General features: G+C 34.2%; 25 protein-coding genes. 9 read left to right on the top strand and 16 right to left on the bottom strand.

Annotated elements, in window-relative coordinates:
- Window positions 1-32: 32 nt before the first annotated feature.
- The 12 genes from IIF7_RS01625 to IIF7_RS01570 are packed head-to-tail and all read right to left on the bottom strand — an operon-like array spanning window position 33 to window position 12,261.
- Window positions 33-776: a class I SAM-dependent methyltransferase gene (locus IIF7_RS01625; protein WP_084839911.1), complete on the bottom strand. Its 744-nt coding sequence runs from the start codon at window positions 774-776 to the stop codon at window positions 33-35.
- A 17-nt stretch (window positions 777-793) separates the two neighbouring features.
- Complete coding sequence (locus IIF7_RS01620; protein ID WP_084839910.1) at window positions 794-1,615, bottom strand: glycosyltransferase family 2 protein; 822 nt, start codon at window positions 1,613-1,615, stop codon at window positions 794-796.
- Entirely contained in the window at window positions 1,608-2,558 is a 951-nt protein-coding gene (locus tag IIF7_RS01615) for a glycosyltransferase family 2 protein (RefSeq protein WP_084839909.1), read from the bottom strand. The genes IIF7_RS01620 and IIF7_RS01615 overlap by 8 nt, the downstream gene beginning before the upstream one ends.
- Window positions 2,555-3,496: a sulfotransferase gene (locus tag IIF7_RS01610; protein ID WP_084839908.1), complete on the bottom strand. Its 942-nt coding sequence runs from the start codon at window positions 3,494-3,496 to the stop codon at window positions 2,555-2,557. The genes IIF7_RS01615 and IIF7_RS01610 overlap by 4 nt, the downstream gene beginning before the upstream one ends.
- A gap of 44 nt (window positions 3,497-3,540) precedes the next feature.
- Entirely contained in the window at window positions 3,541-4,458 is a 918-nt protein-coding gene (locus IIF7_RS01605) for a glycosyltransferase family 2 protein (RefSeq protein ID WP_245801476.1), read from the bottom strand.
- Between the two features lies 1 nt (window position 4,459).
- On the bottom strand, window positions 4,460-5,626 hold the full coding sequence (locus IIF7_RS01600; protein WP_084839907.1) for a polysaccharide pyruvyl transferase family protein: 1,167 nt from the start codon (window positions 5,624-5,626) through the stop codon (window positions 4,460-4,462).
- On the bottom strand, window positions 5,613-6,872 hold the full coding sequence (locus IIF7_RS01595; RefSeq protein ID WP_084839906.1) for an ABC transporter ATP-binding protein: 1,260 nt from the start codon (window positions 6,870-6,872) through the stop codon (window positions 5,613-5,615). The genes IIF7_RS01600 and IIF7_RS01595 overlap by 14 nt, the downstream gene beginning before the upstream one ends.
- A gap of 17 nt (window positions 6,873-6,889) precedes the next feature.
- Window positions 6,890-7,690 (bottom strand): polysaccharide pyruvyl transferase family protein, encoded by an 801-nt coding sequence (locus IIF7_RS01590; protein ID WP_084839905.1) that lies wholly within the window; start codon window positions 7,688-7,690, stop codon window positions 6,890-6,892.
- Between the two features lie 2 nt (window positions 7,691-7,692).
- Window positions 7,693-8,544, bottom strand: coding sequence for an ABC transporter permease (locus tag IIF7_RS01585; protein ID WP_084839904.1), 852 nt, complete (start codon window positions 8,542-8,544; stop codon window positions 7,693-7,695).
- Window positions 8,545-8,570: 26 nt separating this feature from the next.
- Window positions 8,571-8,933 carry a four helix bundle protein gene (locus IIF7_RS01580; RefSeq protein ID WP_084839903.1) on the bottom strand — a complete coding sequence of 121 codons (363 nt, stop codon included), beginning with the start codon at window positions 8,931-8,933 and terminating at the stop codon, window positions 8,571-8,573.
- 41 nt (window positions 8,934-8,974) lie between these two features.
- Window positions 8,975-11,470 carry a polysaccharide biosynthesis tyrosine autokinase gene (locus tag IIF7_RS01575; protein ID WP_084839902.1) on the bottom strand — a complete coding sequence of 832 codons (2,496 nt, stop codon included), beginning with the start codon at window positions 11,468-11,470 and terminating at the stop codon, window positions 8,975-8,977.
- Entirely contained in the window at window positions 11,470-12,261 is a 792-nt protein-coding gene (locus IIF7_RS01570) for a polysaccharide biosynthesis/export family protein (protein ID WP_176218880.1), read from the bottom strand. Before IIF7_RS01570 ends, IIF7_RS01575 begins: the two co-directional genes overlap by 1 nt.
- 107 nt (window positions 12,262-12,368) lie before the next feature.
- Between IIF7_RS01570 and IIF7_RS01565 the strand changes: the two genes are divergently transcribed.
- The 8 genes from IIF7_RS01565 (at window position 12,369) to IIF7_RS01535 (ending at window position 21,535) form a co-directional block, all read left to right on the top strand.
- Complete coding sequence (locus tag IIF7_RS01565; RefSeq protein WP_084839901.1) at window positions 12,369-14,237, top strand: ABC-F family ATP-binding cassette domain-containing protein; 1,869 nt, start codon at window positions 12,369-12,371, stop codon at window positions 14,235-14,237.
- A 196-nt stretch (window positions 14,238-14,433) separates the two neighbouring features.
- Window positions 14,434-15,204: an O-methyltransferase gene (locus IIF7_RS01560; RefSeq protein WP_084839900.1), complete on the top strand. Its 771-nt coding sequence runs from the start codon at window positions 14,434-14,436 to the stop codon at window positions 15,202-15,204.
- A gap of 44 nt (window positions 15,205-15,248) precedes the next feature.
- Entirely contained in the window at window positions 15,249-15,953 is a 705-nt protein-coding gene (locus IIF7_RS01555; RefSeq protein WP_084839899.1) for an ABC transporter ATP-binding protein, read from the top strand.
- Window positions 15,954-16,100: 147 nt separating this feature from the next.
- A complete protein-coding gene (locus IIF7_RS20790) occupies window positions 16,101-16,274 on the top strand; it encodes a hypothetical protein (RefSeq protein ID WP_176218879.1) in 174 nt (57 codons plus the stop codon).
- A gap of 58 nt (window positions 16,275-16,332) precedes the next feature.
- Window positions 16,333-16,905, top strand: coding sequence for a cob(I)yrinic acid a,c-diamide adenosyltransferase (locus tag IIF7_RS01550; RefSeq protein ID WP_084839898.1), 573 nt, complete (start codon window positions 16,333-16,335; stop codon window positions 16,903-16,905).
- Between the two features lie 155 nt (window positions 16,906-17,060).
- Window positions 17,061-17,282, top strand: a complete 222-nt coding sequence (locus IIF7_RS01545) for a DUF2795 domain-containing protein (RefSeq protein ID WP_084839897.1) — start codon at window positions 17,061-17,063, stop codon at window positions 17,280-17,282.
- An 89-nt stretch (window positions 17,283-17,371) separates the two neighbouring features.
- The gene (gene secA / locus IIF7_RS01540) at window positions 17,372-20,746 is read left to right on the top strand and encodes a preprotein translocase subunit SecA (RefSeq protein WP_084839896.1); all 3,375 of its coding nucleotides are present in this window, start codon (window positions 17,372-17,374) and stop codon (window positions 20,744-20,746) included.
- Between the two features lie 306 nt (window positions 20,747-21,052).
- Window positions 21,053-21,535 carry a DUF4199 domain-containing protein gene (locus IIF7_RS01535; RefSeq protein ID WP_084839895.1) on the top strand — a complete coding sequence of 161 codons (483 nt, stop codon included), beginning with the start codon at window positions 21,053-21,055 and terminating at the stop codon, window positions 21,533-21,535.
- A gap of 12 nt (window positions 21,536-21,547) precedes the next feature.
- Here the strand turns inward: IIF7_RS01535 and IIF7_RS01530 are convergent, their stop codons facing one another.
- From IIF7_RS01530 to IIF7_RS01515, 4 genes are read right to left on the bottom strand one after another with little or no spacing between them, the layout of a single operon-like run.
- On the bottom strand, window positions 21,548-22,246 hold the full coding sequence (locus IIF7_RS01530) for a peptidoglycan DD-metalloendopeptidase family protein (protein WP_084839894.1): 699 nt from the start codon (window positions 22,244-22,246) through the stop codon (window positions 21,548-21,550).
- A 25-nt stretch (window positions 22,247-22,271) separates the two neighbouring features.
- Window positions 22,272-23,672, bottom strand: coding sequence for a hypothetical protein (locus tag IIF7_RS01525; RefSeq protein ID WP_084839893.1), 1,401 nt, complete (start codon window positions 23,670-23,672; stop codon window positions 22,272-22,274).
- Complete coding sequence (locus IIF7_RS01520) at window positions 23,653-24,279, bottom strand: hypothetical protein (protein WP_084839892.1); 627 nt, start codon at window positions 24,277-24,279, stop codon at window positions 23,653-23,655. Before IIF7_RS01520 ends, IIF7_RS01525 begins: the two co-directional genes overlap by 20 nt.
- Window positions 24,280-24,324: 45 nt before the next feature.
- On the bottom strand, window positions 24,325-24,891 hold the full coding sequence (locus tag IIF7_RS01515) for an RNA polymerase sigma factor (RefSeq protein WP_084839891.1): 567 nt from the start codon (window positions 24,889-24,891) through the stop codon (window positions 24,325-24,327).
- A gap of 166 nt (window positions 24,892-25,057) precedes the next feature.
- Between IIF7_RS01515 and IIF7_RS01510 the strand changes: the two genes are divergently transcribed.
- Entirely contained in the window at window positions 25,058-25,648 is a 591-nt protein-coding gene (locus IIF7_RS01510; protein ID WP_084839890.1) for a DUF2911 domain-containing protein, read from the top strand.
- The last annotated feature ends 16 nt before the right edge of the window (window positions 25,649-25,664 follow it).

Below are 25,664 nucleotides of genomic sequence, written 5' to 3'. Positions count from 1 at the left end.
ATTACTAGTTATGAGATCAAAATACCCGAAAATTAATTTTTATGAAATTCTAAAATCATTGTTTCTTTTTCATTCATTTCTTTTGGAATAAATTTAAAATGTCTCTCCAAGTTTTGGAGTTCCTTAAAATCACTTTTCCCAACATCCTTTTCTTCAATATTTATGAATCCCACTTGAGTTCCATAACTTATCAATGAGTTTGCATTGTGAATCATTTTGTGTCCCCATGCTTTAAAAAAATGATTTATCACACTAATATGATCATACCTCCTATCTGGCATTATTTTTTGAACTTCTCTCAGATGTGGAGAATGTTTCATTGCCCACTCAATATACTTTACATTCTCAGTTTTCTCTGGATTTTTATAAATTTCAAACAAAAATTCGATAGATGGCGTCGCTATCCTTAACACTCCTCCTTTTTTAAGAATTCGGAAACACTCTGATAGCATAATCAATTGTTGGTTTTCATCTAAATGCTCGAACAAATGTTCTGAAAAAATAAAATCAAAAGTTTCATTTTCAAAGGGGTAATCATTCCCTGCATCAAGATAAGCTATATTAGCTCTAAAATTTAGATCTGTATTAAGCCATCCTTCTATAATATTCTCTCCAGAACCAATCTGAAGTTTTGTGATATTCTTTCTACTCAAGTATTCTTTAAAAGCTGACTTTTGTTCTCTTTCCCTGATTTTTTTGACCTTTTTCAACTTATATCCTGTATATATGGAGAATATACTAAGGCTTAATATTTTTTTTAATTTGGATTTAATCATAGTGCAGTTAGTGTAATTTAGATAATTATTAACTGTGCAAAGTACTTGAATTTTGAAACTATCTTTTTTATAATACTACTCTTCTTAGATTTCTCTATAGATTTGGATGTTTGATCATTGTAAGAGAAAAACCAATCTAATAAATCATTAAAATTATCTTTATAAAGTTTATGATTTTTAGAAAAAATATATTTTAACAATTCATTCTTATTGATTGTTGCTTTCTTATTTCTAGATTTTGCTTTATTTCTGTAATGAAATAATACCTTTTCAATAATATAAGTATATCCACCATTTTGGTGCAATCTTATATAAAATTCCCAATCCTCATAACCAGTCATTTTTTCATCATAACCTCCTGCCAATTCCCAACAATCTTTCCTGAACAAGACCGATCCCATAGCTCTATTCTGAAATAGATAATCCTGCAAGTTTCCACCTTGAGGTCTAAAAATTCTGTAGTTATCCTTATCTAAAAACCATCTACTCCAACTTGACACTAATTTTACCTCATCATAAACATTCACTATATCAATGGCCTCTTTAGCGAAATTTGGCTCAAAATAATCATCAGCATCTAATATCAAAATATAATCTCCTTTAGCAGATCTAATTCCAGTATTTCTCGCAGCTCCCACACCTTGATTATCCTGAACGATTAACTTATCAACTTTTGCTTTAATTTGAGATAGAATTTTCTTGGTTCTCATGTCCGATCCATCATCAACAACTATAATTTCTTTATTTAAGTATGATTGATTCAAAGCAGAGTCGATTGCCTGCTCAATATATTTTCCATCGTTATAACATGGAATTACTATTGATAATCTGTTATTCATCCAGTTTTTTTAAAGCTTTTTTTAAGGCAAAATAACCTTTACCACTAATTAAGTTAATAAGTAACCATAAGACATAATAAAACAAGGATATAAAATAGTTAAATTCAAATAACACCTTAATTAAATCGAAATCTAAACTTTTAATTTTATTAGATGTTCTGATTTCATAAGACAAGCGTAATATCCTTCTCATACTACGTTTTAAGTTATCATTACTTGCGAGCTCTTTAAGATCATATATTAACTGTATTTCATTATATAATAGCTGTCTTATTCTTGTTATATTATTGTTAAGGAGTTTGCATTGGATACTATTGGGGTGAACTCTTCTATAAGCTAAATCCTTTTTTAAAAACTTACCCTTTGTTGTAAAATGTAAATACCTAACGAAAAAATTATATTCTTGTCCACTTTTTAAATTTTCATTAAAACTTATAGGAATACTTCGCTTTCTTATCAATACATCATTAGTTATCCACCCAATATCGAAATTAAGAAAAGATTCTACTGAAATTGGTTTTGAATAATCAAGAGCGAACGGCCTATTAAATTCAATATTATCCTCAGTAAAATTTAGACTGTTACCTACTACAAAATCTAATTCACTTTCAAACCCTATAATTTTACTCTTTAAATTATTTGGAAACATTAAATCATCACTATCAAACCAATTTATAAACTCTCCTTTACTAATTTGAAATCCATAGTTTCTGCATGCATTTGCGCCTTTAAGCTTATGGTCAGGACGATGGTGATACTGAATTCGATAATCTCTTTGACAATAAAATTCCATTAATTCACTAGTATAATCGTTGGATCCATCATCTACTACGATACATTCCCAATATTTATATTCCTGAGATATAATAGATTCCAACGTTTGTCCTAAAAGATGTCCTCTATTAAATGTTGGTATTATTACAGAAATTAAAGAATAATTCATTTTTTAATTGGTAAATGATGAAATGCTGAATAAACAGTTATTCCAAAAATATCCAGAATTGCTTGAACTCGATTTAAAACATCGGTTGTAATGTACTTCTGAAATTTTCTTAATTGTTCTTCAGGATTTTCTCTAAAATTTTTTTGATAATCACTTGCACTTGCTTTCCTAAAATTAAACTTCTCGAAGCCATCAAATACTTTTAAACCAATTGACTCAAACATTTTAGCAAATTCTATTTCGGGGTTAATAACGATATCTTCATAAAATACCGTGTAAAAATCATTCGAATCTATTTTACAAATATTATCATTATTATTAAGACACCAGTAAGCAACTTTTTGTTCGATAGGGGTTTCTAAACTTTCCAAAAAATAAGTTAAGTTTTTATTCTTAATATCGTAATCTGCTAATTGCATCGTTTCATACCAGGGAATAAACATTTCATATGATTCCATTTTATTGAAAGTTTTCAACTGGGAAATACATGTAGTTATTGGATGTCTTAAAATATAAATTGGCTTATGATTTAAGTTTAAGTTCTTAGTTACGAACTGAAGTATTCGATTAGCCCTTACAAACTTAGTTAGAACATAAGATGCCGTAAATATTCTTTTAAATAATGCATACTTAACTAGCCAATTATTAGCAAAACGAAATGAAATAACATCTTGCAAAAATTGAATTAATTGAGATTTATTAATATTATTGCTAGTAGCTAACCATCCCCACTCGAAACTACGTGGTACAACTCCGAAATTCTTATGAAACGGTTCCCAATTAACAATTACCTTCGGATTTTCCATTAAAACTTCCATAAGCCAAGTACTTCCTCCTCTTGGTTCACTAAAAATAAGTATTGCATTCTTTTGTTGGAATCTTCTATAGCGAATCAGCTTTTGTTTTAGTCTCGATCTATTTTGTTTTGACAGTACCATAAATGGACAAATTATTTTTCGCCGGAAATGTTTACCTTTTTTCGTTATAATTCTAAATAACTTGCGCCCTCAACAGCATTTATATTTCTACTGACTGCAATTTCATTTTTAATTTTGTAAACTAACTTTAATCGCTTTCTGAGCTCAGCGCTTTTTTTAAATTTAAAAAATAAAGTATTTTTTAAAATTGATTTATTCAATCCTAGAATTTTATGTTTGAATTGGATTTCGAAATCGTTTCTTTTTAAATTTCCATATTCCAGTTTGTATCTTCTCTCTAAATATAAAAGTGATTTAGTATTTATAGGGTTGCCTTCTTGAATTCTATCATGCCTTAGAAATACTTCTGAAACAACTCCTAATTTGAAACCATGATAATTTAACCTTTGACAATAGTTATCATCTTCACCATAATGAAAAAACATAGGATCAAATCCCCCCACGGTCTCTAAGCATTCACGGGAAATCAACCAGCCAGCAGCATTTACAAAAGGAAAATCATAAACATTCTTCAAAGGTTTATTTAAAATATGATCTGAATAAAAATCTTCGTTATTTAATAAATACTTTGAAAATTTGGAATCAATTCGTGTTCCTTCTCCATTCAAATGAATAGGACTTAGAACACCATATTCTGAATTTCGGCTCTTAACTTTTATTAACTTTTCGAGACAGTTTCCTGAAAGATAAGCATCTTGATTAAGCAGAAAAACAAAATCTGCTCCATGATTAAGAGCATATGAAATACCTATATTATTAGCCTGTCCAAAACCTAAGTTTTTATCTTGTTTTATAATATGAACAGTAGGATACTTTTTTTTTATAAAACCTAGAGTGTTGTCAGAACTATTGTTGTCTACTACAATGACGGGATAATCTCCACATGACTGAAGACATTTGTCTATCCATTTAATACCATTGTATGTAACAATGACTATATTTATTTTAAAGGAAAAGCTCAATTCAAACTAATTTTGAAAAAATAGTAGTTAAATTTTTGTTTGCTAACATTTTCTGTTCTCTTGTATAATCTTCTAAATTTTTAGAATTCCATTTATTTAATAAGATCTCTAATTGATTGATTTCATCAAAATCTAAAATATAATTTTGGTAATATGGCATCCAAGTGTTTATATAAACCTGAGTTTTTTCTATCTTTTTATTAAGTGCAACAAAAGGAATATTGAAACTTTGAGCGGTAATTATTCCATGCAAACTTGTTCCAATAAAAATCTTAGCATTTGCGATCAAGTACATAATATCATAGATATCTCTTGGAATAATCATTTTGAAACGATTAGATACTTTATTGATTTCCTCTAAAATTCTATGATCTTCATGATTAGGAGCCATTCCGATAGGACATAAAATAATATCTAAATCCATGTTACTTGCTTGTTTCAATAATTGGTTTGCAAACTCATTTATTTCTTTTGGCCCCTTGTTTATTCCAAGTTGCAAAAACAAATACTTCTTCCTTTCTAAATTCGAAACTTCAGAAATTTTACTTTTTAAAAAATTTAATGAAAATAATTCCGACATCAATATTGCAGAATCCGGCACTAAAACGGAATTGATGTTGTAGGTATTCAATGATTCTTTAGTTCTTTTATCTCTTACGCTTATAAAATTAGCCTCTCTCAACAAATTAGCGACAATTACGTTCTGTTTACTTTCTCCATAAAAACGACCTCCAACCGAATTAAAAAAAAGTTCAGAACTTCCTTTTATCGGCACAAACGGAATTATAGAGGAATGTTTAGACAATAATATTTTAGGCAAATTAATTTTTTGATCTAATTTTCTGAAAATTTTAAATTTTAATACATATGCATAGTATGGGTTAATAAAAGAATAAAGTGTTCTCCAATTAGGAAAGAAAACTTCTCCACCACCAACAATTATATTACCTTTAGTCTTGTTGACTGCCTCTTGGAATTTTTTATAAGATTTAGTTGGCAACGCGCCAAAATGCGAAAGATCACTATTTACAATACCATAATTATCAAAGTCTACTTCAATTTTATGAATCTCCAACATCTTTTTAAAAATTATTGGAAAAAGTAAATCTCCATAATTTATTCTATCTGACGCTGATAGAAAATGTAATATTTTCCTATTTCCACTCATATTCGCACATAAACCCTTTATTCCAGCTTGGTAAAAAACCTGTGTTATAAAAATCTCCTTTTTCAGATTTTATCCAAATTGCTTCTTTTATGTAATCTATAGTTTCATTCTCGTATCTCAAATAAATATTAAGATAATAATTTCCTGAAGCTAAAGGCCATTTTGGTATTTCTAAATAAACAGTATTTTCTCCTTTTTGAATATTGAAGTAAGGTTGATTTAAAGTTTCTGTTGAACAATGAAACTGCGGGATTTCTTCATTACTATAAAATCCCAGGCCTATATGCAATGAATTCAGATTTTCAGCTGCAATCAATCTAATTTCAAAACATAGTGTTTCTCCAGATAAAATTGTTTCTATTTCAGTATTAAATTCATTTAGAATTTTAAGGTTTTGAATGCATATTTTATCTGACTTTTTAACTCTTCCAGAACTACTAAAGCTGAATTTTTGATCCTTTGATGATAGGTAATTACCAATGGCTTCTTCTATTCTACCCGCGAAAAATATTTCCCCATTCTCCAAAACTATCCCACGGGTACATAAATTCTGAACACTCGCCATATTATGACTTACAAAAAGTACGGTTCTACCTTCACCGGTAGAAAGATCTCGCATTTTGCCAAGTGCTTTTTTTTGGAACTCGGCATCGCCGACGGCTAAAACTTCATCAACTACTAAAATTTCGGGTTCTAAATGCGCGGCAACTGCAAAACCTAACCTAACACGCATTCCACTACTATACCTTTTAACGGGAGTATCAATATACATCTCGCATCCAGAAAAAGCAATTATTTCATCTATTTTGGCTTTGATTTCAGGTTTAGTCATTCCTAAAATCGCACCGTTCAAATAGATATTCTCCCTACCTGTAAGCTCTGGATGAAACCCGGTTCCTACTTCTAAAAGAGAAGCAATTCTTCCTTTAGTCTTTATGCTTCCTGTGGTTGGGGATGTTACTCTAGAGAGTAATTTTAATAATGTAGATTTTCCAGCTCCGTTTTTACCAATAATGCCTAATACTTCACCTGTTTTGACCTCAAAATTGATATCTCTAAGCGCCCAGACATAATCTTCATTTGCCTTAGCGGACCTATCATTTACAGCACCTACCTTCAAATAAGGATCTTCTTTTCCTTGAATATAATGCCACCAACGGTTTAAGTCATGGCTTAGAGTACCTGTACCAACAATCCCTAAGCGATATTGTTTAGAAATATTTTCAGCCTTTAGAATTACACTCATAATTTCAAGTCTTAATTTTAAAAAGGGCAACTATTATGAAGATCAGTTTTTCGTTTCCTTAATACCTCAGCATTTGGTAATAGAAATTCCAGATTTTCGCCTTCAAAGGTATTTAATTCAGTATCTGAAATTATCATTTTAGTAGCATTTGTTATGCCTACAGATAAAAAATAATCCTGAAATTTAACACCATCACCAAAAATTTTATTAGAAACCTCTATAAATGCCGCCGGTATATCATAGGCGTGTGCGACGATAATTCCATGTAAGGAGGACGAAATTATCTTTTCGCATTTAAGAATCTCTTTTGTAGTTTTTTCTATATTATCTGTAAGCAGATCTATTACATTTACTTCTGGATCTTTACCATATTTATTTTTGACTTCACGATAATCTACATAATGGGGAACAATCCCTATCTTGTAATCCTTCCTGACTTCTGGGCTATAAAATTCCGGCAACAACAATGCAGGGTCACCGTAAACTTCTGGACAATCAAAACCAAGTTCTAAAAGTCGTGCTCGGGTTTTTGGACCTCTTACTGCTCTAAAATCTGCTTTCTCAATAGGATGAGTTTGATCTATTATACCACTCCCCCATACAATACTATTTTTAGTAGCGTGAGCAAGAATACTTCCAATACCTAAAAAATTCTTTTTGTTATAATTATACCAGGCCTGCTTTTTAGGGTGCACCCATTTAACTTTCTTCCCTGATATTTTTTCTATCAAATATTTACTTAATAGATCACCGTAATTCTCTTTCTGTTTGCCTTCGAATTTTATAGAAGACCAGTAAAATAGAGGAATTTCTTTCATGTCTATACCGTATCTATAAAGTTTTTCTCTGTTTTGTTAAATACAATCAAACCAATCAGAAAGATAAATACACTAATTACAACAGTATAGACAAAAGACGTTAGATCAAAAATCCCTTCATCCAAAATCATATATCTAAAACCTTCTATGATTTGAGTTAGCGGATTTAATTGGACAACCCAGGCAATATCTGGCATTTTCTCTTTTACCTGACTTAAAGGGTAAGGAACTGCCGAAATATAAACAAGTAAAGAGGTAGCAAAGCCTATAAGCACCGTTAAGTCTCTATACTTGGTGGTCATTGCTGATATGATCATTCCAAAACCTAAGCCCATTAGAGCCATTAACAATACATAAACCGGAAATAATACAATATTACTATTTGGCAAAATAGAAGTTCCTTTGAGAATAAAATAAAAGTAAAAGACAATCAATATCAATATTTGTATTCCAAATTTCACCAATCCGGCGATAACCTTGCTAAGAGGAACTATAACTCTTGGAAAATAGACCTTTCCAAATAATGCTGCGTTCTGATTAAAAGTATTTGAGGTACTGGTAAAACATTGATTAAAATAATTCCATGCCGTAATACCTGTTAGATTGAATAAGAAACTAGGCACGGCTCCAGTTGATACACTAGCTATGTTATTGAAAACTAAAGTATATATAACTGAAGTAAATAACGGCTGAATAAAAAACCAAAGCGGACCTAAAATTGTCTGTTTATAAACAGTGGTTATGTCTCTCTTAACAAACAAGACCAACAGATCCTTATACCGCCAGATCTCCTTAAAATTAAGATCAATTAATTTACGCTTAGGCGAAATTTCATATAACCATTCATCATTCATAGCTTCAGTTAATTGGTTATTAGTGATTAGTCATCAGTGTTTTGGCGTTTATTTATATAATTCCTAAAACCAATTATTAATTTTCGTGTTTCAGTTACTAACTGGAAAGTATCTTCTACATCCGAGATAAAACTAAGTCTATATGCTATCTCAATTTGAGTTTCAAGTTCAGCTAAAGATCCCAAGGAAACATTCAAAAAATAAAGTAATTCTTTATCAAATTTCCTCCCGGATCCTTCGGCTATATTTGATACAACGGAAACCGATGCTCTTCTAAGTTGATTTGTTAAACCATACATTTCACTTGCAGGAAAACTTGAGGTAATTTTATAAGTATGCTCAACAAGCTCCATACTCTTTTTCCAAACATCCAAATCTTTATGATCCACAACAAATAAATCTATTTACTATTCACTAATTACTCAAAATATTACTCAAACTTTCGTTTAAACTTTGTCCAAGATTTTTTTAGCTGCGATGCTGTAGATGGAGCCTCTCCATAACCATTATTGTAACGATTATATCCGTAGCCGTATCCATAGCCGTATCCATAGCCGTATCCATAGCCGTATCCATAGCCGTATCCGTAACCATAGCCATATTTTGCTCTATGCACAAAATGGTTAAGCACAAAGCTTATATTCTTTATTTCGCCTTTAGCATACTTCTGGTTTATAGACTCTAGCATTCCTCTTTTCGTATAATCCTGTCTAACCATATAAATAGTTGCATCTGCATGCTTTACTAAATTTAATGCATCAGCTACCAAACCGATTGGTGGAGTATCTAAAATGATATAATCATATTTTTTTCTCAGCTCTTGTATAAGTAATTCCATCTGATCATTCATCAATAACTCTGACGGATTTGGAGGTACAGGCCCTGATGTTATTACATCCAGAAAAGGAATTTTACTTTCTTGAATTATATCTTCCGAAGTAGCATCCTGAATCAAATAATTACTTACCCCAAGATCGTTATTCAGTCCAAAATCATCAAAAATCTTTGGTTTACGTAAATCGAGACCTACTAAGATGGTTTTGCGCTCACTCATAGCAAAAACCGTTGCCATATTCATCGCGCAAAAAGTTTTTCCTTCACCAGAAACCGAAGAGGTAATCAATAATGTTTTCGCCCCCTCTACTCCCTGCTTTTTATACATAAACTGTAAACTGGATCGCAGTCCCCTAAAACCTTCTGAAATAGAGGATTTAGGACTTTCAAAAACTGCCAGGTTACTATCCATTTTACTCTTACCAATCATTCCTAGAATAGGAATGGGAGATAATCGTTCTACTTCCTGGGCATTATGAATATTAGTATTAAGGAAAACTAATAAGAAAACAAAGGTTAGCGGAATAACACCCCCAACCATAACTGCCATTACATAATTAAGCTGAGTATTAGGACCAATCTTTCCTCCACCTATATCTTTCGCTTTATCAATAATAAGTACGTCACTTACATTTGCAGCTTTTATAAGTCCGGCCTCATTCCGCTTTTCCAGAAAAAGATTGTAAGTACTTTCACTAATATTATATTTACGCTGAATTTTAAGTAAGTCTTGTTCTTCTTTAGGTAGTTCCCGTATCTGTTTTTCAGCATTCGAAATACGCCCATTCACCTCTCTTATTTCTTCTTCTAAAAGACCTCTGGAACTATTTATATTTTCAAGTAAAACAGACTTCACACTATTTATCTGTCGATCTATATCAGCAAAAATGGGTGCTCCTTCTTTCAAGGTATATTGATAATTACTGCGTTCTTCAGCAAGAGTAATTAATCTCGCCACAGCTGAAGAAATACTACCTTCACTAATCCCTGCTACAGATGGCGCTGGAATATTTGAATAATCTGTCCTGGTTTCCAGGTAGGTTTTTAAAGTTCTATAGTAAGATAATTGACGTGCAATCTCTTCTTTCCTGGAATCTAATTCTAATAATTTTGAGGATAATTGCTGACTTTCAGCAGAAATATCTAATATCTCATTATCGTTCTTGTAAGAATTCAGCTCGCTTTCTACTAATCTTAGTTCTCTTGACTTTACATTTAAGCTACTGTCAATAAAAGCGATGGTTTTGGTCGCAAAAAGATTCTTTCTTGCAAGCATATTGTCACTAAGCACTTTAACAGAACCATTAAGATAATCTACAATTCTTGCTTTATTGTTCCCAGTCTGAGCTAGTTGTAAAACTGAAGCTCCATTAGACTCTGGCTTCACAGAAACATTTTTATATCTGGAAACGGCAGAATCAAAATTCAAAAAACTTATGTAGAATTTCTTCCCTTCCTGAAGGGTATTCTCATTACGCCTAACTACCGCATTGAGAAATGGAGTAGTTATTTTCTGTCCAAATTCGAATTGCTCGTTGAATTCTGTTAAAGAAACACTCCTTCCCTCCTTATCCTTCGAACCATAAGATTGTACAGTAAAATTGTCTGGAATAGCAGCAGATATCGTAAAACGATTTTCATCTACAACCTGAATGGTATAATTCACACCTAGTGCCTGAAACTTACTAGTATCTGCGATAACATCAAAAGGTGTGCTACCATAAGCATCTATTCGCTGGTATTCTCCATCCTCTTTATAATCTACATAAAACCCCAGTTTCTCTACAACCTCTTCATTATGCGTTCTTGAACCCAAAATAGTAATTGCAGTATTGACTTTATCTGAAGTTCCTCCCCAGTTGAAAGTTAAACTGGTATTACTGGTAAAAAAGGGATTTTGATCGTCTTTGATAGAGATTAAATTCTGTAAACGATATACCGGTAATTTCCTTACGTTATTATAATAAGCTACGGCTAAACTCACCGTGATAGAAAACAAAATTAATTTCCAGTAACTAATTACTTTAAGAACAAATCCCTTAAAATCGAAAGTTGAACCTACATCTGATATGTGATCGTCTTCATGTGCCATTATAGCCTGGTAAATAACAATATTGATGTTGATAATAAGGATACCACCGTAGCAATAGTTCTAAAGCTCTCTAAGCCCGTTGTTCCAGATCCCAATGATTTTTGTGGCAATGGATCTACAATAATTAAGTCGTTTGGCTGGATGTAATAGTATTCGCTTTTAACAGCGTCGAGATTAGTCAAATCGATATGATGGACTTCTTCTCCATGCGGATATTGTCTCAAAATTTTTACATCTTCTCGATTTCCAACATCGCTAATTCCACCAGCATTAGCAATAGCCTCCATAATAGTCACTCGCTCTTTATAGAGCACATTACTTCCTGCTCCAATTTCTCCAATCGTCGTATAACGAATACCTGCAAGTTTTACAGTAACAAAAATATTCGCTTCCTGTTTAAAATATTCGGATAGGAGTCGCTCTTCTATTTGTTCCCTAATTTCTTCAACTGTATACCCCATTACATTAACTTCCCCTAAAGTAGGCACACGAATATTTCCATGTTCATCTACAGAAAAACCATCGTAATACATTCGTTCTTCTCCGGTAGCATTGGCATTCCCTTCATCTATTGGGTTAAACATCCCAACGATATCCTGATCTAATGCTTTTACTCGAATACTAAGAAGATCCCCTATCTGTATCCGGTAAGGTTTATTTAAACGGTGCACTTCAACGATACTATCGATACTAGCTTTGTCTTCCTGTAAATAGGATAACTTTTTTGTAGAGATACATGAGGTCGACAGTAATACAAGTGTAAGCACTAAGAATACTAAAAATCTCGGCATAGGGAGCTTCACGAATTTTTAACAAATATAATTGTTGCTGATTAATAATAAAATAATTAACATCAATCTCGATAATTTAACTTTATTTGCGGATAAACTGATCAATTGTGAATTACCTTTCTGTAGAAAATATTGCAAAGTCTTACGGCGAACGTGTTTTATTTACTAATATATCCTTCGGAATTAACGAAGGTCAAAAAGTTGGTTTTGTCGCTAAAAACGGCACTGGAAAAACTTCCCTATTAAATATTCTTGCCGGTTTTGACACACCCGATGAAGGAAATGTAGTATACCGTAAGAATATTAAGACCGCTTTTTTACCTCAGGAACCTGACTTAGATCCAAATTTAACTATTGAACAGACCATCTTTTCTTCGGAAAATGATACGCTTGAAATTATCAAACGCTACGAAGCTGCTTTAGAAAATCCTTCAGATACTGAAGCTTATCAAAAAGCTTTTGAGGATATGGACGCAGCACAGGCCTGGGATTTCGAAACGCAGTATAAACAAATCCTTTTTCAGCTAAAATTAGAAGATCTACAAAAAGAAGTAAAAAATCTTTCAGGAGGACAAAAAAAGCGATTGGCACTGGCTAATATGCTGCTCAAAAAACCTGATTTTATTATTATGGACGAGCCTACTAACCATTTAGATCTAGATATGATCGAATGGTTAGAGGAATTCTTTAGAAAAGAAAACTTTACCATTTTTATGGTGACTCACGATCGCTATTTCTTAGAACGCGTGTGTAACGAGATCGTAGAATTAGATGAAGGTCTGCTTTATACTTATAAAGGAAACTATTCCTATTACTTAGATAAAAAAGAATCCAGAATAGAACTGGAAAATACTAATACCGAAAAAGCAAAGCAGCTTTTTAAAAAAGAATTAGACTGGATGCGTCGCCAGCCAAAGGCTCGTACCACAAAATCGAAATCCAGAATCGACGATTTTCACGAAATAAAAGCCAAAGCTTCTAAACGCCGTAAAGACCACCAGGTACAACTGGAAATTAATATGGAACGCCTTGGCAGTAAAATGGTCGAGCTCCATAACATCTCTAAAAGCTTCGAGAATAAGACGCTTTTCGACAATTTCGACTATAATTTTCAGAAAGGAGAACGTGCAGGGATTATTGGAAAGAACGGAACCGGAAAATCAACATTTTTAAACATTCTTACCGGAAAACTAAAACCTGACACGGGTAAAGTTGTGGTTGGGGAAACCATTAAATTTGGGTATTACACGCAAAACGGGATAAAAGTAAAACCGGGACAAAAAGTTATTGATGTAATTCGGGATTTCGGTGATTTTATTCCGCTTAAAAAAGGTCGGCAAATTTCTGCTCAGCAATTATTAGAGCGTTTTCTTTTCGACCGTAAAAAGCAATATGATTTTGTAGAAAAATTAAGTGGTGGCGAGAAAAAACGCTTGTATTTATGTACGGTTTTGATTCAGAATCCAAACTTTTTAATTTTAGATGAGCCCACCAACGATCTGGACATTGTTACCCTAAATGTCTTAGAAAGTTTTCTACTAGATTATCCAGGATGTTTATTGGTGGTTTCTCACGACCGTTATTTTATGGATAAGATCGTAGATCATTTATTTGTTTTCCCCGGAAATCAAAAAATTGAAGATTTCCCCGGAAATTATTCAGATTACCGTGCTTATGAGGGAAGCTTAGATGCTCCTGAAGAGCAGAAAGAAACCAGCGATAAAACCTCCAAAAACGATTGGAAAGACGGTAGCACAGGAACAAAACTGAGCTATAACGAGCAAAAGGAATATCAAAAATTAGAAAAAGAGATCGCTAAACTCGAAAAGAAAAAAGAAGCCGTACAGCAAAAATTCCTTGAGGAGATGAGCGGAGAAGAAATCGATAAAACTTCATTAGAACTTAAAGATATCGAACAACAGATCGAAACAAAAACCGAAAGATGGTTCGAGTTAATGGAGAAAATGGAGAGTTAGTATTTGGATCAAAACCACTTCGTTGTTAGAGTATAAACATATTATTTTGAATTTTGAATTAATTTGAAAATGAGCGATGCTTCTTAAGAATCGAAATTATATAATTTTAGACTGATTTTTTGTAGCTGCTAAAAAATTAAAATTGATTAATAATCATTGTTTATTGATCATTGAAACATAAACTTCTAACTAAACCTTGCATCAACTAAAAGCTTATATAAAATTCCTTTTTTCGTCACAAAATCAGCACGGACTGCATTCGCCTTTTGTTTATGACCTGGTGACCAATTGTTTTTACGATAAAAAAAAGTATGCGGAATATTCCAAAATCAAAAACTATAAAAAGGAGCTTTTAAATAACCAAAATGAGATTACGGTAACCGATTTTGGTGCGGGTAGCCGAATCTTTAAAAGCAATCAAAGAAAGATCTCTAAAATTGCCAAAGTCGCCGGAATTACTTCAAAAAAGTCAAAAATTTTATTCAGAATCACTCAGTATCTTCAGCTAAATAACTGTTTGGAGCTTGGCACCAGTTTAGGAATTGCGTCAGCTGCTATTGCTTCCGCAGAAAACGTGAAATTAACTACCATAGAAGGTTGCCCCGAAACCGCGAATATCGCCAAACAGCAATTCGATAAATTCAGGTTCAAAAATATTGAACTCAAAATTGGTGAATTTCAGCAGTATCTATTTAATTTCTCAAATTCGGCAAAATTCGATCTTATTTATTTTGACGGAAATCATCAAAAATCGGCTACACTTCAGTATTTCGAAACATTGCTGCCAACTGCGCATAACGATTCGGTTTTTGTTTTTGATGACATTCACCTTTCCGAAGAAATGGAAGATGCCTGGAAAGAGATCAAGAAACATCCAAAAGTTCAGGTTACGATAGATACGTTTTATTTAGGCTTGGTTTTCTTCAGAAAAGAACAGGCAAAAGAACATTTTAAAATTAGATTGTAACAAAAACAAAATCTTAGCGTCATACCTTTATAAATTGATTTTCTATGAGCAATAAGGTTATCGAAATTCGAAATATTATTCGAAATTTCCCTTTAGGACAGGAAGTTGTAAAAGTACTTAAAGGTATCGATCTGGATATAAATCGCGGCGAATACGTAGCATTTATGGGGCCTTCGGGTTCAGGAAAATCAACTTTAATGAATTTACTGGGATGTTTGGATACACCAACCGGTGGTTCTTATATTTTAAACGGAAAAGATGTAAGCCAGATGACCGACAGCGAACTTGCCGAAGTTCGAAATAAAGAAATTGGTTTTGTTTTCCAGACGTTTAACCTTTTACCAAGAACTACTGCGTTGGATAATGTGGCATTACCTATGATCTACGCTGGTTATTCTAAGGCAGATCGTAAAAAGAGAGCTGAAGAGGTTTTAAATAATGTTGGCCTTGGCGATCGTATGGATCACAAACCCAACCAACTTTCAGGTGGGCAACGCCAACGTGTAGCGGTGGGACGAGCTTTAGTAAATAAACCTTCTATCATCCTTGCCGATGAACCTACGGGAAACCTAGACTCTAAAACTTCCGTAGAAATCATGAATCTTTTTGATGAAATTCATGCAGCCGGAAATACCGTTATTCTGGTAACTCACGAAGAAGATATTGCAGAGCACGCGCACAGAGTGATAAGACTTCGTGACGGAGTGATTGAAAGTGATACTAGAAAAGAAATGGTGAGTAGTGAGTAGAACTGTTTTTCAGCATTCCCAAATAGGCTATTTTTTATAATACTTATCAAAACTTTTTCAATTTCAAAAATAAACTCCTAAGAGTTTACAGCTATTTGCTTTCTATAAAATCTTAACTTTGTAAGCATAACTTAGAATCTTAAGCTTGTGTTCGATCTAGATCAGGAAACCTATATTTATCTTATCATTATTGCAGTTGGATTACTTGCGTTTTCAATGGGCGCCAAGCAACGAAAAAAAAGAAGAAGCCAAAATTTAGATTTTCGCCGTAGATATCAGGCGCGCAAAAAAGAAGAAGAAAAAGAGAAAGAAACCAAATAATTGCTCCCTTAACTTTGTAACTTCGCTTTTCTTAAAGTTCTTCTGAAAAAATTACTGAATGAAAATTTATACAAAAACAGGAGACAAAGGCACTACTGCATTATTTGGTGGCACCCGCGTTCCTAAACATCATATTCGCATCGAGAGTTACGGCACTGTAGACGAACTTAACGCCCATATTGGTCTTATTCGAGATCAAAAAATCGATACTATTACTGCGGAAGTTTTACTTGAAATTCAGCATAAACTTTTTACCATAGGCTCTATACTGGCAACAGATCCAGAAAAAGCAACCTTAAAAAATGGCAAATCTCGCCTTAATATTCCGCGAATTTCTGAAGAGGATATTCATTTATTAGAAACCGAAATGGATAGAATGAATGAAGAACTTCCAGAGATGACTCATTTCATTTTACCAGGCGGGCATCAAAGCGTGTCATTCTGTCACATCGCCAGATGCGTTTGCAGGCGCGCAGAACGCTTAAGTACAGCACTATACAACGAAGAAGTTTTTGATGAAGAAGTTTTAAAATACTTAAACCGACTCTCTGACTACCTCTTCGTGCTGGCACGACTATTGACTAAACAACTGCAGGCTGAAGAAATTAAATGGATTCCAAAAAAATCCTAGAAATTCAGCAGATTAAAAGTGAAAGATTGCCGTATTTACTAAGCTTTTGGCGCTTTTGCTTATGTTCTTAACAATATTGGTTAAAAAACAGACTTTTTTCTTGGGTATTTCAGTAAAAAAATTATTTTTGCAGAAATTAAAAACCCGATTAACTAATGTACTGGACTTTAGAATTAGCATCTTATTTAAGTGATGCACCATGGCCGGCCTCCAAAGATGAGTTAATTGATTACGCCATTAGAACAGGAGCACCGCTAGAAGTAGTTGAAAACCTACAAGCTATTGAAGATGAAGGTGACTCTTATGATTCTATCGAAGAAATATGGCCGGATTATCCAACAGATGATGATTATCTGTGGAATGAAGATGAATATTAAATCACATTTGTACGCATAAAGTTAAAAGTCTCATTTATTAATGAGGCTTTTTTTTTGCTTACCTTTGAACCCCTAATAATGGAAAAACTATGAGTTTTTTAGAATCTGTATTAAAAGTATTTGTTGGCGACAAATCCAAAAAGGATGTCAAAGAAATACAACCTATTGTAAATAAAATTAAAGCGCTCGAAGCAGATTTTGAGGCATTGAGTTTGGACGAGCTTCGCGCTAAGACTACACAATTTAAATCAAAAATATCTGAAGCTTTAAAAGATGTAAATCAACAGATTGAAAATCTTGAAAAAGAAGCTGAAGAATCTGATGATATTACGCGTAAAGAAGATATCTATGCTGAAATCGACGGACTTAAAGATAAGGCGTACGAAATTTCAGAAGGTGTTTTAAATGAAATTTTACCAGAAGCTTTTGCTACTGTAAAGGAAACTGCAAAACGATTTGCAGCCAATCCTACTTTAGAAGTTACAGCCTCTGCTTTTGATCGTGAGATCTCTGCAGATAAAGATTATGTGAATCTTGAAGGCGATAAAGCTATCTGGAACAATTCATGGGATGCTGCCGGTAAACCGGTAACCTGGGATATGGTTCACTACGATGTGCAGTTAATTGGTGGTGTAGCAATGCACCAAGGTAAAATTTCAGAGATGCAAACCGGGGAAGGTAAAACACTTGTGGCTACACTTCCTGTTTATCTTAACGCGCTTACCGGTAATGGGGTTCACCTGGTAACAGTTAACGATTATCTTGCAAAACGTGATAGTGCCTGGATGGCGCCAATTTTCGAATTTCATGGTTTAAGCGTAGATTGTATTGATTATCACCGCCCTAATTCGGCTTCACGTAGAAAAGCTTATAATGCAGATATTACCTACGGAACCAATAACGAATTTGGTTTTGACTATTTAAGAGATAATATGTCTCATGCACCAGACGACCTGGTACAGCGTCCACATAATTATGCAATCGTCGATGAGGTGGATTCTGTTTTAATTGATGATGCTCGTACACCACTTATCATTTCAGGACCTATTCCTAAAGGAAATGTACACGAATTTGATCAGTTAAAACCTGCTGTTGCCAATATTTATGAAATTCAGCGTAAAAAGGCGACAGAATTTCTTCAGGCTGCTAAAAAATTAATTGCTGAAGGTGACCAAAAAGAAGGCGGACTGCAACTTTTACGTGCTTACAGAGCACTTCCGAAGAATAAAGCTTTAATAAAGTATTTAAGTCAGGAAGGTGTAAAACAAATTCTTCAGAAGACAGAAAACCATTACATGCAGGACAACAACCGCGAAATGCCTAAGGTTGATGCCGAATTGTATTTTACTATTGAAGAAAAAAATAACCAGATCGATCTTACCGATAAAGGTATCGAATATCTTTCTGGACAGGATGATCCTAACTTCTTCGTAATGCCCGAAATTGGTATGGAAATCGCCAAAATCGAAAATGCTGGCCTTTCTAAAGAAGAAGAAGCTGAGAAAAAAGAAGAACTTTTCCGCGATTATAGTGTAAAAAGTGAACGTATTCACACCCTTCGCCAACTTTTAAAAGCCTATACCCTATTCGAAAAAGATACCGAATATGTGGTAATGGATAACAAAGTTAAAATCGTAGACGAGCAAACCGGTCGTATTATGGACGGGCGTCGTTATAGCGATGGTTTACACCAGGCGATCGAGGCGAAAGAAAATGTAAAGATTGAAGATGCTACGCAAACTTTTGCTACGGTAACGCTTCAAAATTACTTCAGGATGTACCGTAAACTTTCGGGTATGACGGGTACTGCGGTGACCGAGGCTGGAGAATTCTGGGAAATATACAAACTTGATGTTGTTGAAATTCCAACAAACAGACCTATTGCCAGAAACGATAAAGACGATCTTGTTTACAAAACAAAACGTGAAAAATATAATGCGGTAATCGACCATGTAACCGATCTTTCTAAAGCAGGAAGACCGGTGCTAATTGGTACAACTTCCGTAGAAATTTCTGAGCTTTTAAGTAGAATGCTTAAACTTAGAAATGTACCTCACAATGTCTTAAATGCGAAATTGCATAAAAAAGAGGCAGATATTGTTGCTGAAGCTGGTAAAGGTGGTATCGTAACCATCGCAACCAACATGGCAGGTCGTGGTACCGATATTAAACTTTCTAAAGAAGTAAAAGACGCCGGTGGTTTAGCAATCATTGGTACAGAGCGTCACGATTCTCGTCGTGTAGACCGCCAGTTAAGAGGTCGTGCAGGTAGACAAGGAGATCCAGGTAGTTCTCAGTTCTACGTATCGTTGGAAGATAACTTAATGCGTTTGTTTGGATCTGAAAGAATTGCCAAGCTTATGGATCGTATGGGTCTTGAAGAAGGCGAAGTGATCCAACATGGGATGATTTCTAAATCTATCGAAAGAGCGCAGAAAAAAGTTGAAGAAAATAACTTTGGTATTCGTAAACGTCTGTTAGAATATGACGATGTGATGAATGCGCAGCGTGAAGTGATCTACAAACGTCGTTACCATGCCTTATTTGGTGAGCGTTTACGTGTAGACCTTGCCAATATGATATTCGATATTTCTGAATTAATTTCTGAAACGAATAAACAAGCCAACGATTACAAGAATTTCGAATTCGAATTAATTCGTTACTTCTCTATGAGTTCGCCAATCTCTGAAGATGACTTTGGGAAAATGAATTCTCAAAAGATCGCTGGCGAAGTTTATAAAGCGGCTTACGCACATTATCAGGAAAAAACGAAGAATAGTGCAGCCAGAGCATATCCTGTGATCGAGCAGGTTTATGAAGATGAAACCAATAATTTCGAAAGAATTTCGGTTCCATTCTCAGATGGGCAAAAAACACTTCAGGTAGTTACGAATCTTGAAAAAGCTTACGAAACAAAAGGTGAGCAATTGATCAAGGATTTCGAGAAGAATATCACTTTAGCCATTATCGATGATGCATGGAAAACGCATCTTCGTAAGATGGACGAACTAAAACAAAGTGTTCAGTTAGCGGTACACGAGCAAAAAGATCCTTTATTAATTTATAAATTCGAAGCTTTCGAATTATTTAAAGCGATGTTAGAAGATGTAAACCGTGATGTAATTGGTTTCCTATTTAAAGGAGAAATTCCTGAAGGAAATATGACCAATATTCACGAGGCCAGAAAACGTCGCCAGGAAAAAATTGAAGCTTCCAAAGAAGAAATTCAGAATCTTGACGAGCGTGCAGCACAAAGCCGTGCAGCAGGACAAGCTGCTAGCGGTGCACAGCAACCTCAGCGTCCACAGGTAACAGAAACTATCACTCGTGAGCAGCCAAAAATTGGTCGTAACGATAGAGTTGTTATTAAACACGTTACTAAAGGCGAAAATAAAACTGTAAAATATAAGCAGGCAATTCCGCTAATCGAAAGTGGCGAATGGGTTGTCGTTAAAAAGGCTTAGTAAACTACCTCGGGGTGAGCCCACAAGGCATTCTCTAGAAAAAATTTTTTAATTTCGAGGCAAGCCTCGGAATATTATACCCTTTGGCGGTGCCAATAAATTATAGATCGAATCTAAGAAAAGCTGTCTTTATCAAAAGGCAGCTTTTTTATTTAAAAGTATTTCCAATTATCTCTATAAAAGATAGCGTTACAACGCAAAACAAACTAACCTACCAATCCTTCAATAGTCCAAAATTCTATCTGTAACTATCCAATCTTAGCAATGGCTTTCTTATTTTTGTTTCTCTAAAAATGTTTACCCACAATGAAAAAATTTAAGGTAGAAATTAAATGGGGAGTCACTTTTGTGATTGCTCAACTTATCTGGATCGCTTTTGAAAAATTCATGGGTTGGCATGATGAAGATATCGATGTACAGGGAGTTTATTCCTTATTTTTTGCGGTAATCGCTTTTTTAATTTACTACGCAGCTTTAAAAGAAAAGCGTGATAAATATTTCCAAAATGAAAAATTTGGATGGCAGCAGGGTTTTATAAGCGGTGTGGTTTTAACGGGTGTGATTACCGTTCTTACTCCGCTTATTCAATATTTTGCGGTGACGGTTATTAGTCCGGAATATCTTCAGAATATGATTACTCTTTCCGAAAGACAAGGCATGACTCCAGAAAATGCCGAAATGATGCATAGCTTGAAAATGTATATTTTTATGCAGGTTTTTAATGCGCTGGCCATGGGAATCGTCACCGGAGCAGTCATAGCATTAATCACTAAACGGAAAAAGAAATAAATTTCCTAAAAATTAAATCTTCAGCAACAAATTAGGATCGGGACAATTTTCAAGATAGAAATCCAGGTCTTTTTTAGAAGCTACACCGGGATAATCTCCTTTATTTTCCTGAAGATCTTTAATGATCTGAAAATGTAAATGTGGTGCGTAATCACCATTTTCCTGCGCAGCGCCAAGTTCGGCTATTTTTTCCTGTGCCTTAACCTCCTGACCAACTTGAAGATTTTCTAATGACTTTCTGCTTAAATGACCGTAAAGTGAATAGAACTGCTCATCTTCAATCGCATGCTTCACAATAATTGTTGGACCATAATCGCCAAAATTAGCATTATCCTGAAAGCTGTGAATTTCGCCATCTAAAACCGCAAGCACATCGGTTCCTTCCGCAGTCCAAATATCCAAACCAATATGAATATTTCGGTTTAAAAATTCATCTACATTTTTATTGAAAAGCTGGCTACGCTGATAAAGTTTTCTCACTTCGTTATAACCACCAAAAGCGACCTTTTTACCAGCCACTTTAAGATTATGATTTATAAATACCGAAAAGGCTTCAGAAGAAAGTTGCTCTAATTTTAAAAGTTCCGGGTTATTTGCAGACAGGTCGATGGCAATAAAATCTTCCTGTTTAAGATCTCCTCCAACAACTGGAGTAAAACCTGCAGTTAACCCGGAAATATATTCAGCGAAATTAGCTTTCATAAATTGCATTTTCGCCAAAAGTAATCTTTGCGTTCTAATTTAGCAACACATCGCTAAATCTTGCTGAAATACTGATTTGAGCATCAGAATTTGAACTTTTATAGTATCCTTTTAGAATCTCGTTATCGTAAGAAGAAGTCTTATCTACTTTTAAAGTTCCTGGATACTCTACATCACTCTGGTTCCCGTTATAATTAAACCTAAAAGCAGACTGTGGTAACTTCAATTTAAGATCACTATTCTCTAAGGTAATATCAAGATTCTTAAAACTCCCGCCTAAATTTTTGATCGCTAAATTCCCAAAAGTTCCAGATAGAATCCCAACTTCGCTCAATCTATTGATATTTACGTCACTACTATTCGAAATCAATTTTATACTTCTGGCTGCATTAATATCACAGCTAGGTAAATAAGAAGCATTTAGTACTCCGTAATCCCAGTTTGAGATCTTAACGGGAGTATACGAAACCTTAACGTGAGTATCTTTCCCGGAGATTCTATTCGCTTTAAAATTAGCGTGAGATAATTCTGCCATAAGATTATCTGCATTATCCAATTCTACCTTACCATATCGCACATTAAGGCGTATTTGTGCATTTTTAGGGGCTTTTATTTTAATTGTCTTTTGAGCTTTAGTGCCTTCTTTATTACGATTTATTACGATCACGTTGGGCATATTTTGACCCGCTTCTTCTTTAGCGGCCATTTTTTCTTCAAAATTCTTTCCCCAGGCTTCCATTTTTTTTCCGAAGGATTCTCCCCATTTCTCCATGCTGGCTCCAAAAGAATTTCCCCATTCTTCCATACTTTTTTCGAATTCTTCGCTATTTCCTTCTATGTTCTTTTCAAAATTTGCAGCCCATTTTTCCATTTTCTTTTCAAAGTCTTTTCCAAACTTTTTATCCACCTGCTTTTCGTAGCGCTCTAAATATGCATCCCCTTCTTCCTGATAGGCTTCATAATCAAAATTTATAGCTCCCATATTTTCGAAAAGATCTGGAGGCAAAGGATTTTCAGAAATGTTCTGTAATATTGGATTTACCAAATTATTCATTATTGGCCCCATAATCTCTGGCAATTGCGCCAGGGCATCGTTAAGTTCAGCTTCATTAATATCTACATCCCAATTTACATTCATATCAGATTTTGATGAGATCTGAACCTTATTTTTATTCCCATTGGTAGTTAATTTCCAACTATCCATCATTTTAGTAGCTTCGTTCTGCGGAACACCATCATTTATAAAAGCTTCGATCGCTACGCTGTTCTTATCCCAACTTTCAATGATAATATTGGTATTCTTAGCATCTACATCTACAATAACATCACTATTCACATTATAGTTTCGTTGCATCATATCCTGTGCAGAAACTGATACATTAATAGCGCATCCCAAAAGGAATAATAAAATATAATTAAGCTTGTGCATTTTCATAACTGTTGTCTTTTGATTCTTTAATTTCTTTTAGCTTTTGTTTTAGTTTGAACAACAACTCTAACCTAAGCTGTAAGTTAGCGACCATGGCTTCGATGGTTTGTTCATTAGGCCCTAACTCATTTAATTCGTTATTTAATCTTTTGTATTCTTTATCCAGCTCTGCCAGTTGTTTCATAAAAGAATCGATAAGTTCCTTGTTCTCGTTATTCACATCTAGTTTTGCCAACTCCATATTAAGGCTCGCCATATAATAATCTTCAATCTTTTTATACTGAGGCGACACATCACTTAGCTGAAATTGTTTTGCTGAATTTTCCGTTTTCTTTTCTTTCTCTTCTAAAGGATTTTCTTCTGAAGTTTCTACAACCTGAGTTCCATAAGGATCTACTGAATTACCCGAATTGAAGTAGAAAAATCCTCCCGCTGCAAGCGCTACCACAAGTATCGCGGCGATCTGTAAAAACCATTTACGCCCTGCAGACTTTTTCTTTTCTGGAAAGGCTTTATTCAATCGATCTTCAAATCTCACTTGATGTCCTTCTGGCATTTTAAACTTTCGGCTTTCTTTATCCTCCTGCAGCATTTTTCTAATATCCTGTCCCATATCTCAAATTTTTATGTGTGGTTTTCTGTTAGCTAAACAGCTTACCTACAATTTTGTTTGTCTGTTCATTCTTCCCGATTGTTCTTCAAGATTCCTGATTTTCTCTTGCAATTTTTTCTTTCCACGGTGAACCAGCGTCCTGGAAGCCACCTGGCTAATATTCAGAATTTCTGAAATCTCTTCATGATCGTATCCTTCAACTAAAAATAGCATTAAAGGATAGCGATACTTTTCTGGAAGCTCGCTAATCGCTTGCTTAATGTCTTCAACAGTAATGCTGTCGTTAACATTCCAGTTCTCCTCTTCGTCGACGATTCCAAGAACCTGCTCGTTCATCGCCACCTGTTCTAGCTTTTTAGCTTTAAGCTTATCCAGACATTTGTTTATAACGATCCTTTTAAGCCAGGCGCCAAAGGTGACCTCTCCGGTAAAATGATGCAGTTTTGCAAAAGCCTTAATAAAAGCTTCCTGCATCGCATCCTCAGCCTCCTGGGTATCGTTCATAAACCGTAATGCCATATAATACATACCTTCACAGTATTTATTGTAAAGCTTAAGCTGCGCTTTGCGGCTGTTATTCTTACAATCTTCTATTAACTGATGTTGTAACAAAATGGTTTTTTGATTGGTTGTTGTTCACTTTAAAGACGAATCAAAATTCGCTATGTTGCAAAAAGTATATTTTTTCTGAATAAAAATGTAGAAATCTAATTATATCCTTATTTTAATACTTTAAAATCTGCATGCTTTTTGCCCAATATAGATCAAATATAATCTTATGAATAATAGCCTGAAGTTACTACTTAAAATTTTAGGAATCAGTCTTTTGGTGATCGCTGTAATATTTTTTGTTGTTCGCTATAATACTAAAGCATACAGCCCAGAGGATACGGTATCTTACACCAATAACGACCTTACTTTAGAAGTTTTTTATAACAGGCCATATAAAAAGGGACGTGAAATTTTTGGAAATCTGGTAGCCTACGATTCTGTTTGGCGTACTGGCGCTAACGAAGCTACCACTTTTAAAACCAACAAGGACATTATGGTAGATGGTAGTTTATTGGCAAAAGGAGAATACACGTTGTGGACGGTTCCTAAAAAAGAAAGCTGGGAAATTATCTTTAATAATAAAATGTATCCCTGGGGAATCGATCTTGATGGAAAAGTATACCGCGACCCCGAATTTGATGCTCTAATCGTTGAAGTTCCTTCTAATAATCTACAGGAAACGGTAGAACAATTCACTATCTATTTTGAGCAAGCCAATGATTTTGTTTTTATGGCGTTGGCCTGGGATCGCACTAGCGTTGCTGTGCCTATAAAAATAAAAGAGACTCCTACGATAGAAGCCTCTTCAAATAATTAAGTCGGTTTTTATCGAA

Source organism: Zunongwangia atlantica 22II14-10F7, assembly GCF_002094855.1.
Lineage (GTDB): Bacteria > Bacteroidota > Bacteroidia > Flavobacteriales > Flavobacteriaceae > Zunongwangia > Zunongwangia atlantica.
Note: the sequence above shows the minus strand (reverse complement) of the source record. Positions and strands in the feature narration are given on the sequence as shown.

Bases quoted from the DNA above. Each gene is read 5' to 3' on its own strand.
- IIF7_RS01625 (WP_084839911.1), bottom strand. From the start codon at position 776: ATGATTAAATCCAAATTAAAAAAAATATTAAGCCTTAGTATATTCTCC.
- IIF7_RS01620 (WP_084839910.1), bottom strand. From the start codon at position 1,615: ATGAATAACAGATTATCAATAGTAATTCCATGTTATAACGATGGAAAA.
- IIF7_RS01615 (WP_084839909.1), bottom strand. From the start codon at position 2,558: ATGAATTATTCTTTAATTTCTGTAATAATACCAACATTTAATAGAGGA.
- IIF7_RS01610 (WP_084839908.1), bottom strand. From the start codon at position 3,496: ATGGTACTGTCAAAACAAAATAGATCGAGACTAAAACAAAAGCTGATT.
- IIF7_RS01600 (WP_084839907.1), bottom strand. From the start codon at position 5,626: ATGAGTGGAAATAGGAAAATATTACATTTTCTATCAGCGTCAGATAGA.
- IIF7_RS01595 (WP_084839906.1), bottom strand. From the start codon at position 6,872: ATGAGTGTAATTCTAAAGGCTGAAAATATTTCTAAACAATATCGCTTA.
- IIF7_RS01590 (WP_084839905.1), bottom strand. From the start codon at position 7,690: ATGAAAGAAATTCCTCTATTTTACTGGTCTTCTATAAAATTCGAAGGC.
- IIF7_RS01585 (WP_084839904.1), bottom strand. From the start codon at position 8,544: ATGAATGATGAATGGTTATATGAAATTTCGCCTAAGCGTAAATTAATT.
- IIF7_RS01575 (WP_084839902.1), bottom strand. From the start codon at position 11,470: ATGGCACATGAAGACGATCACATATCAGATGTAGGTTCAACTTTCGAT.
- IIF7_RS01570 (WP_176218880.1), bottom strand. From the start codon at position 12,261: ATGCCGAGATTTTTAGTATTCTTAGTGCTTACACTTGTATTACTGTCG.
- IIF7_RS01555 (WP_084839899.1), top strand. From the start codon at position 15,249: ATGAGCAATAAGGTTATCGAAATTCGAAATATTATTCGAAATTTCCCT.
- IIF7_RS01550 (WP_084839898.1), top strand. From the start codon at position 16,333: ATGAAAATTTATACAAAAACAGGAGACAAAGGCACTACTGCATTATTT.
- IIF7_RS01545 (WP_084839897.1), top strand. From the start codon at position 17,061: ATGTACTGGACTTTAGAATTAGCATCTTATTTAAGTGATGCACCATGG.
- secA (WP_084839896.1), top strand. From the start codon at position 17,372: ATGAGTTTTTTAGAATCTGTATTAAAAGTATTTGTTGGCGACAAATCC.
- IIF7_RS01535 (WP_084839895.1), top strand. From the start codon at position 21,053: ATGAAAAAATTTAAGGTAGAAATTAAATGGGGAGTCACTTTTGTGATT.
- IIF7_RS01530 (WP_084839894.1), bottom strand. From the start codon at position 22,246: ATGCAATTTATGAAAGCTAATTTCGCTGAATATATTTCCGGGTTAACT.
- IIF7_RS01525 (WP_084839893.1), bottom strand. From the start codon at position 23,672: ATGAAAATGCACAAGCTTAATTATATTTTATTATTCCTTTTGGGATGC.
- IIF7_RS01520 (WP_084839892.1), bottom strand. From the start codon at position 24,279: ATGGGACAGGATATTAGAAAAATGCTGCAGGAGGATAAAGAAAGCCGA.
- IIF7_RS01510 (WP_084839890.1), top strand. From the start codon at position 25,058: ATGAATAATAGCCTGAAGTTACTACTTAAAATTTTAGGAATCAGTCTT.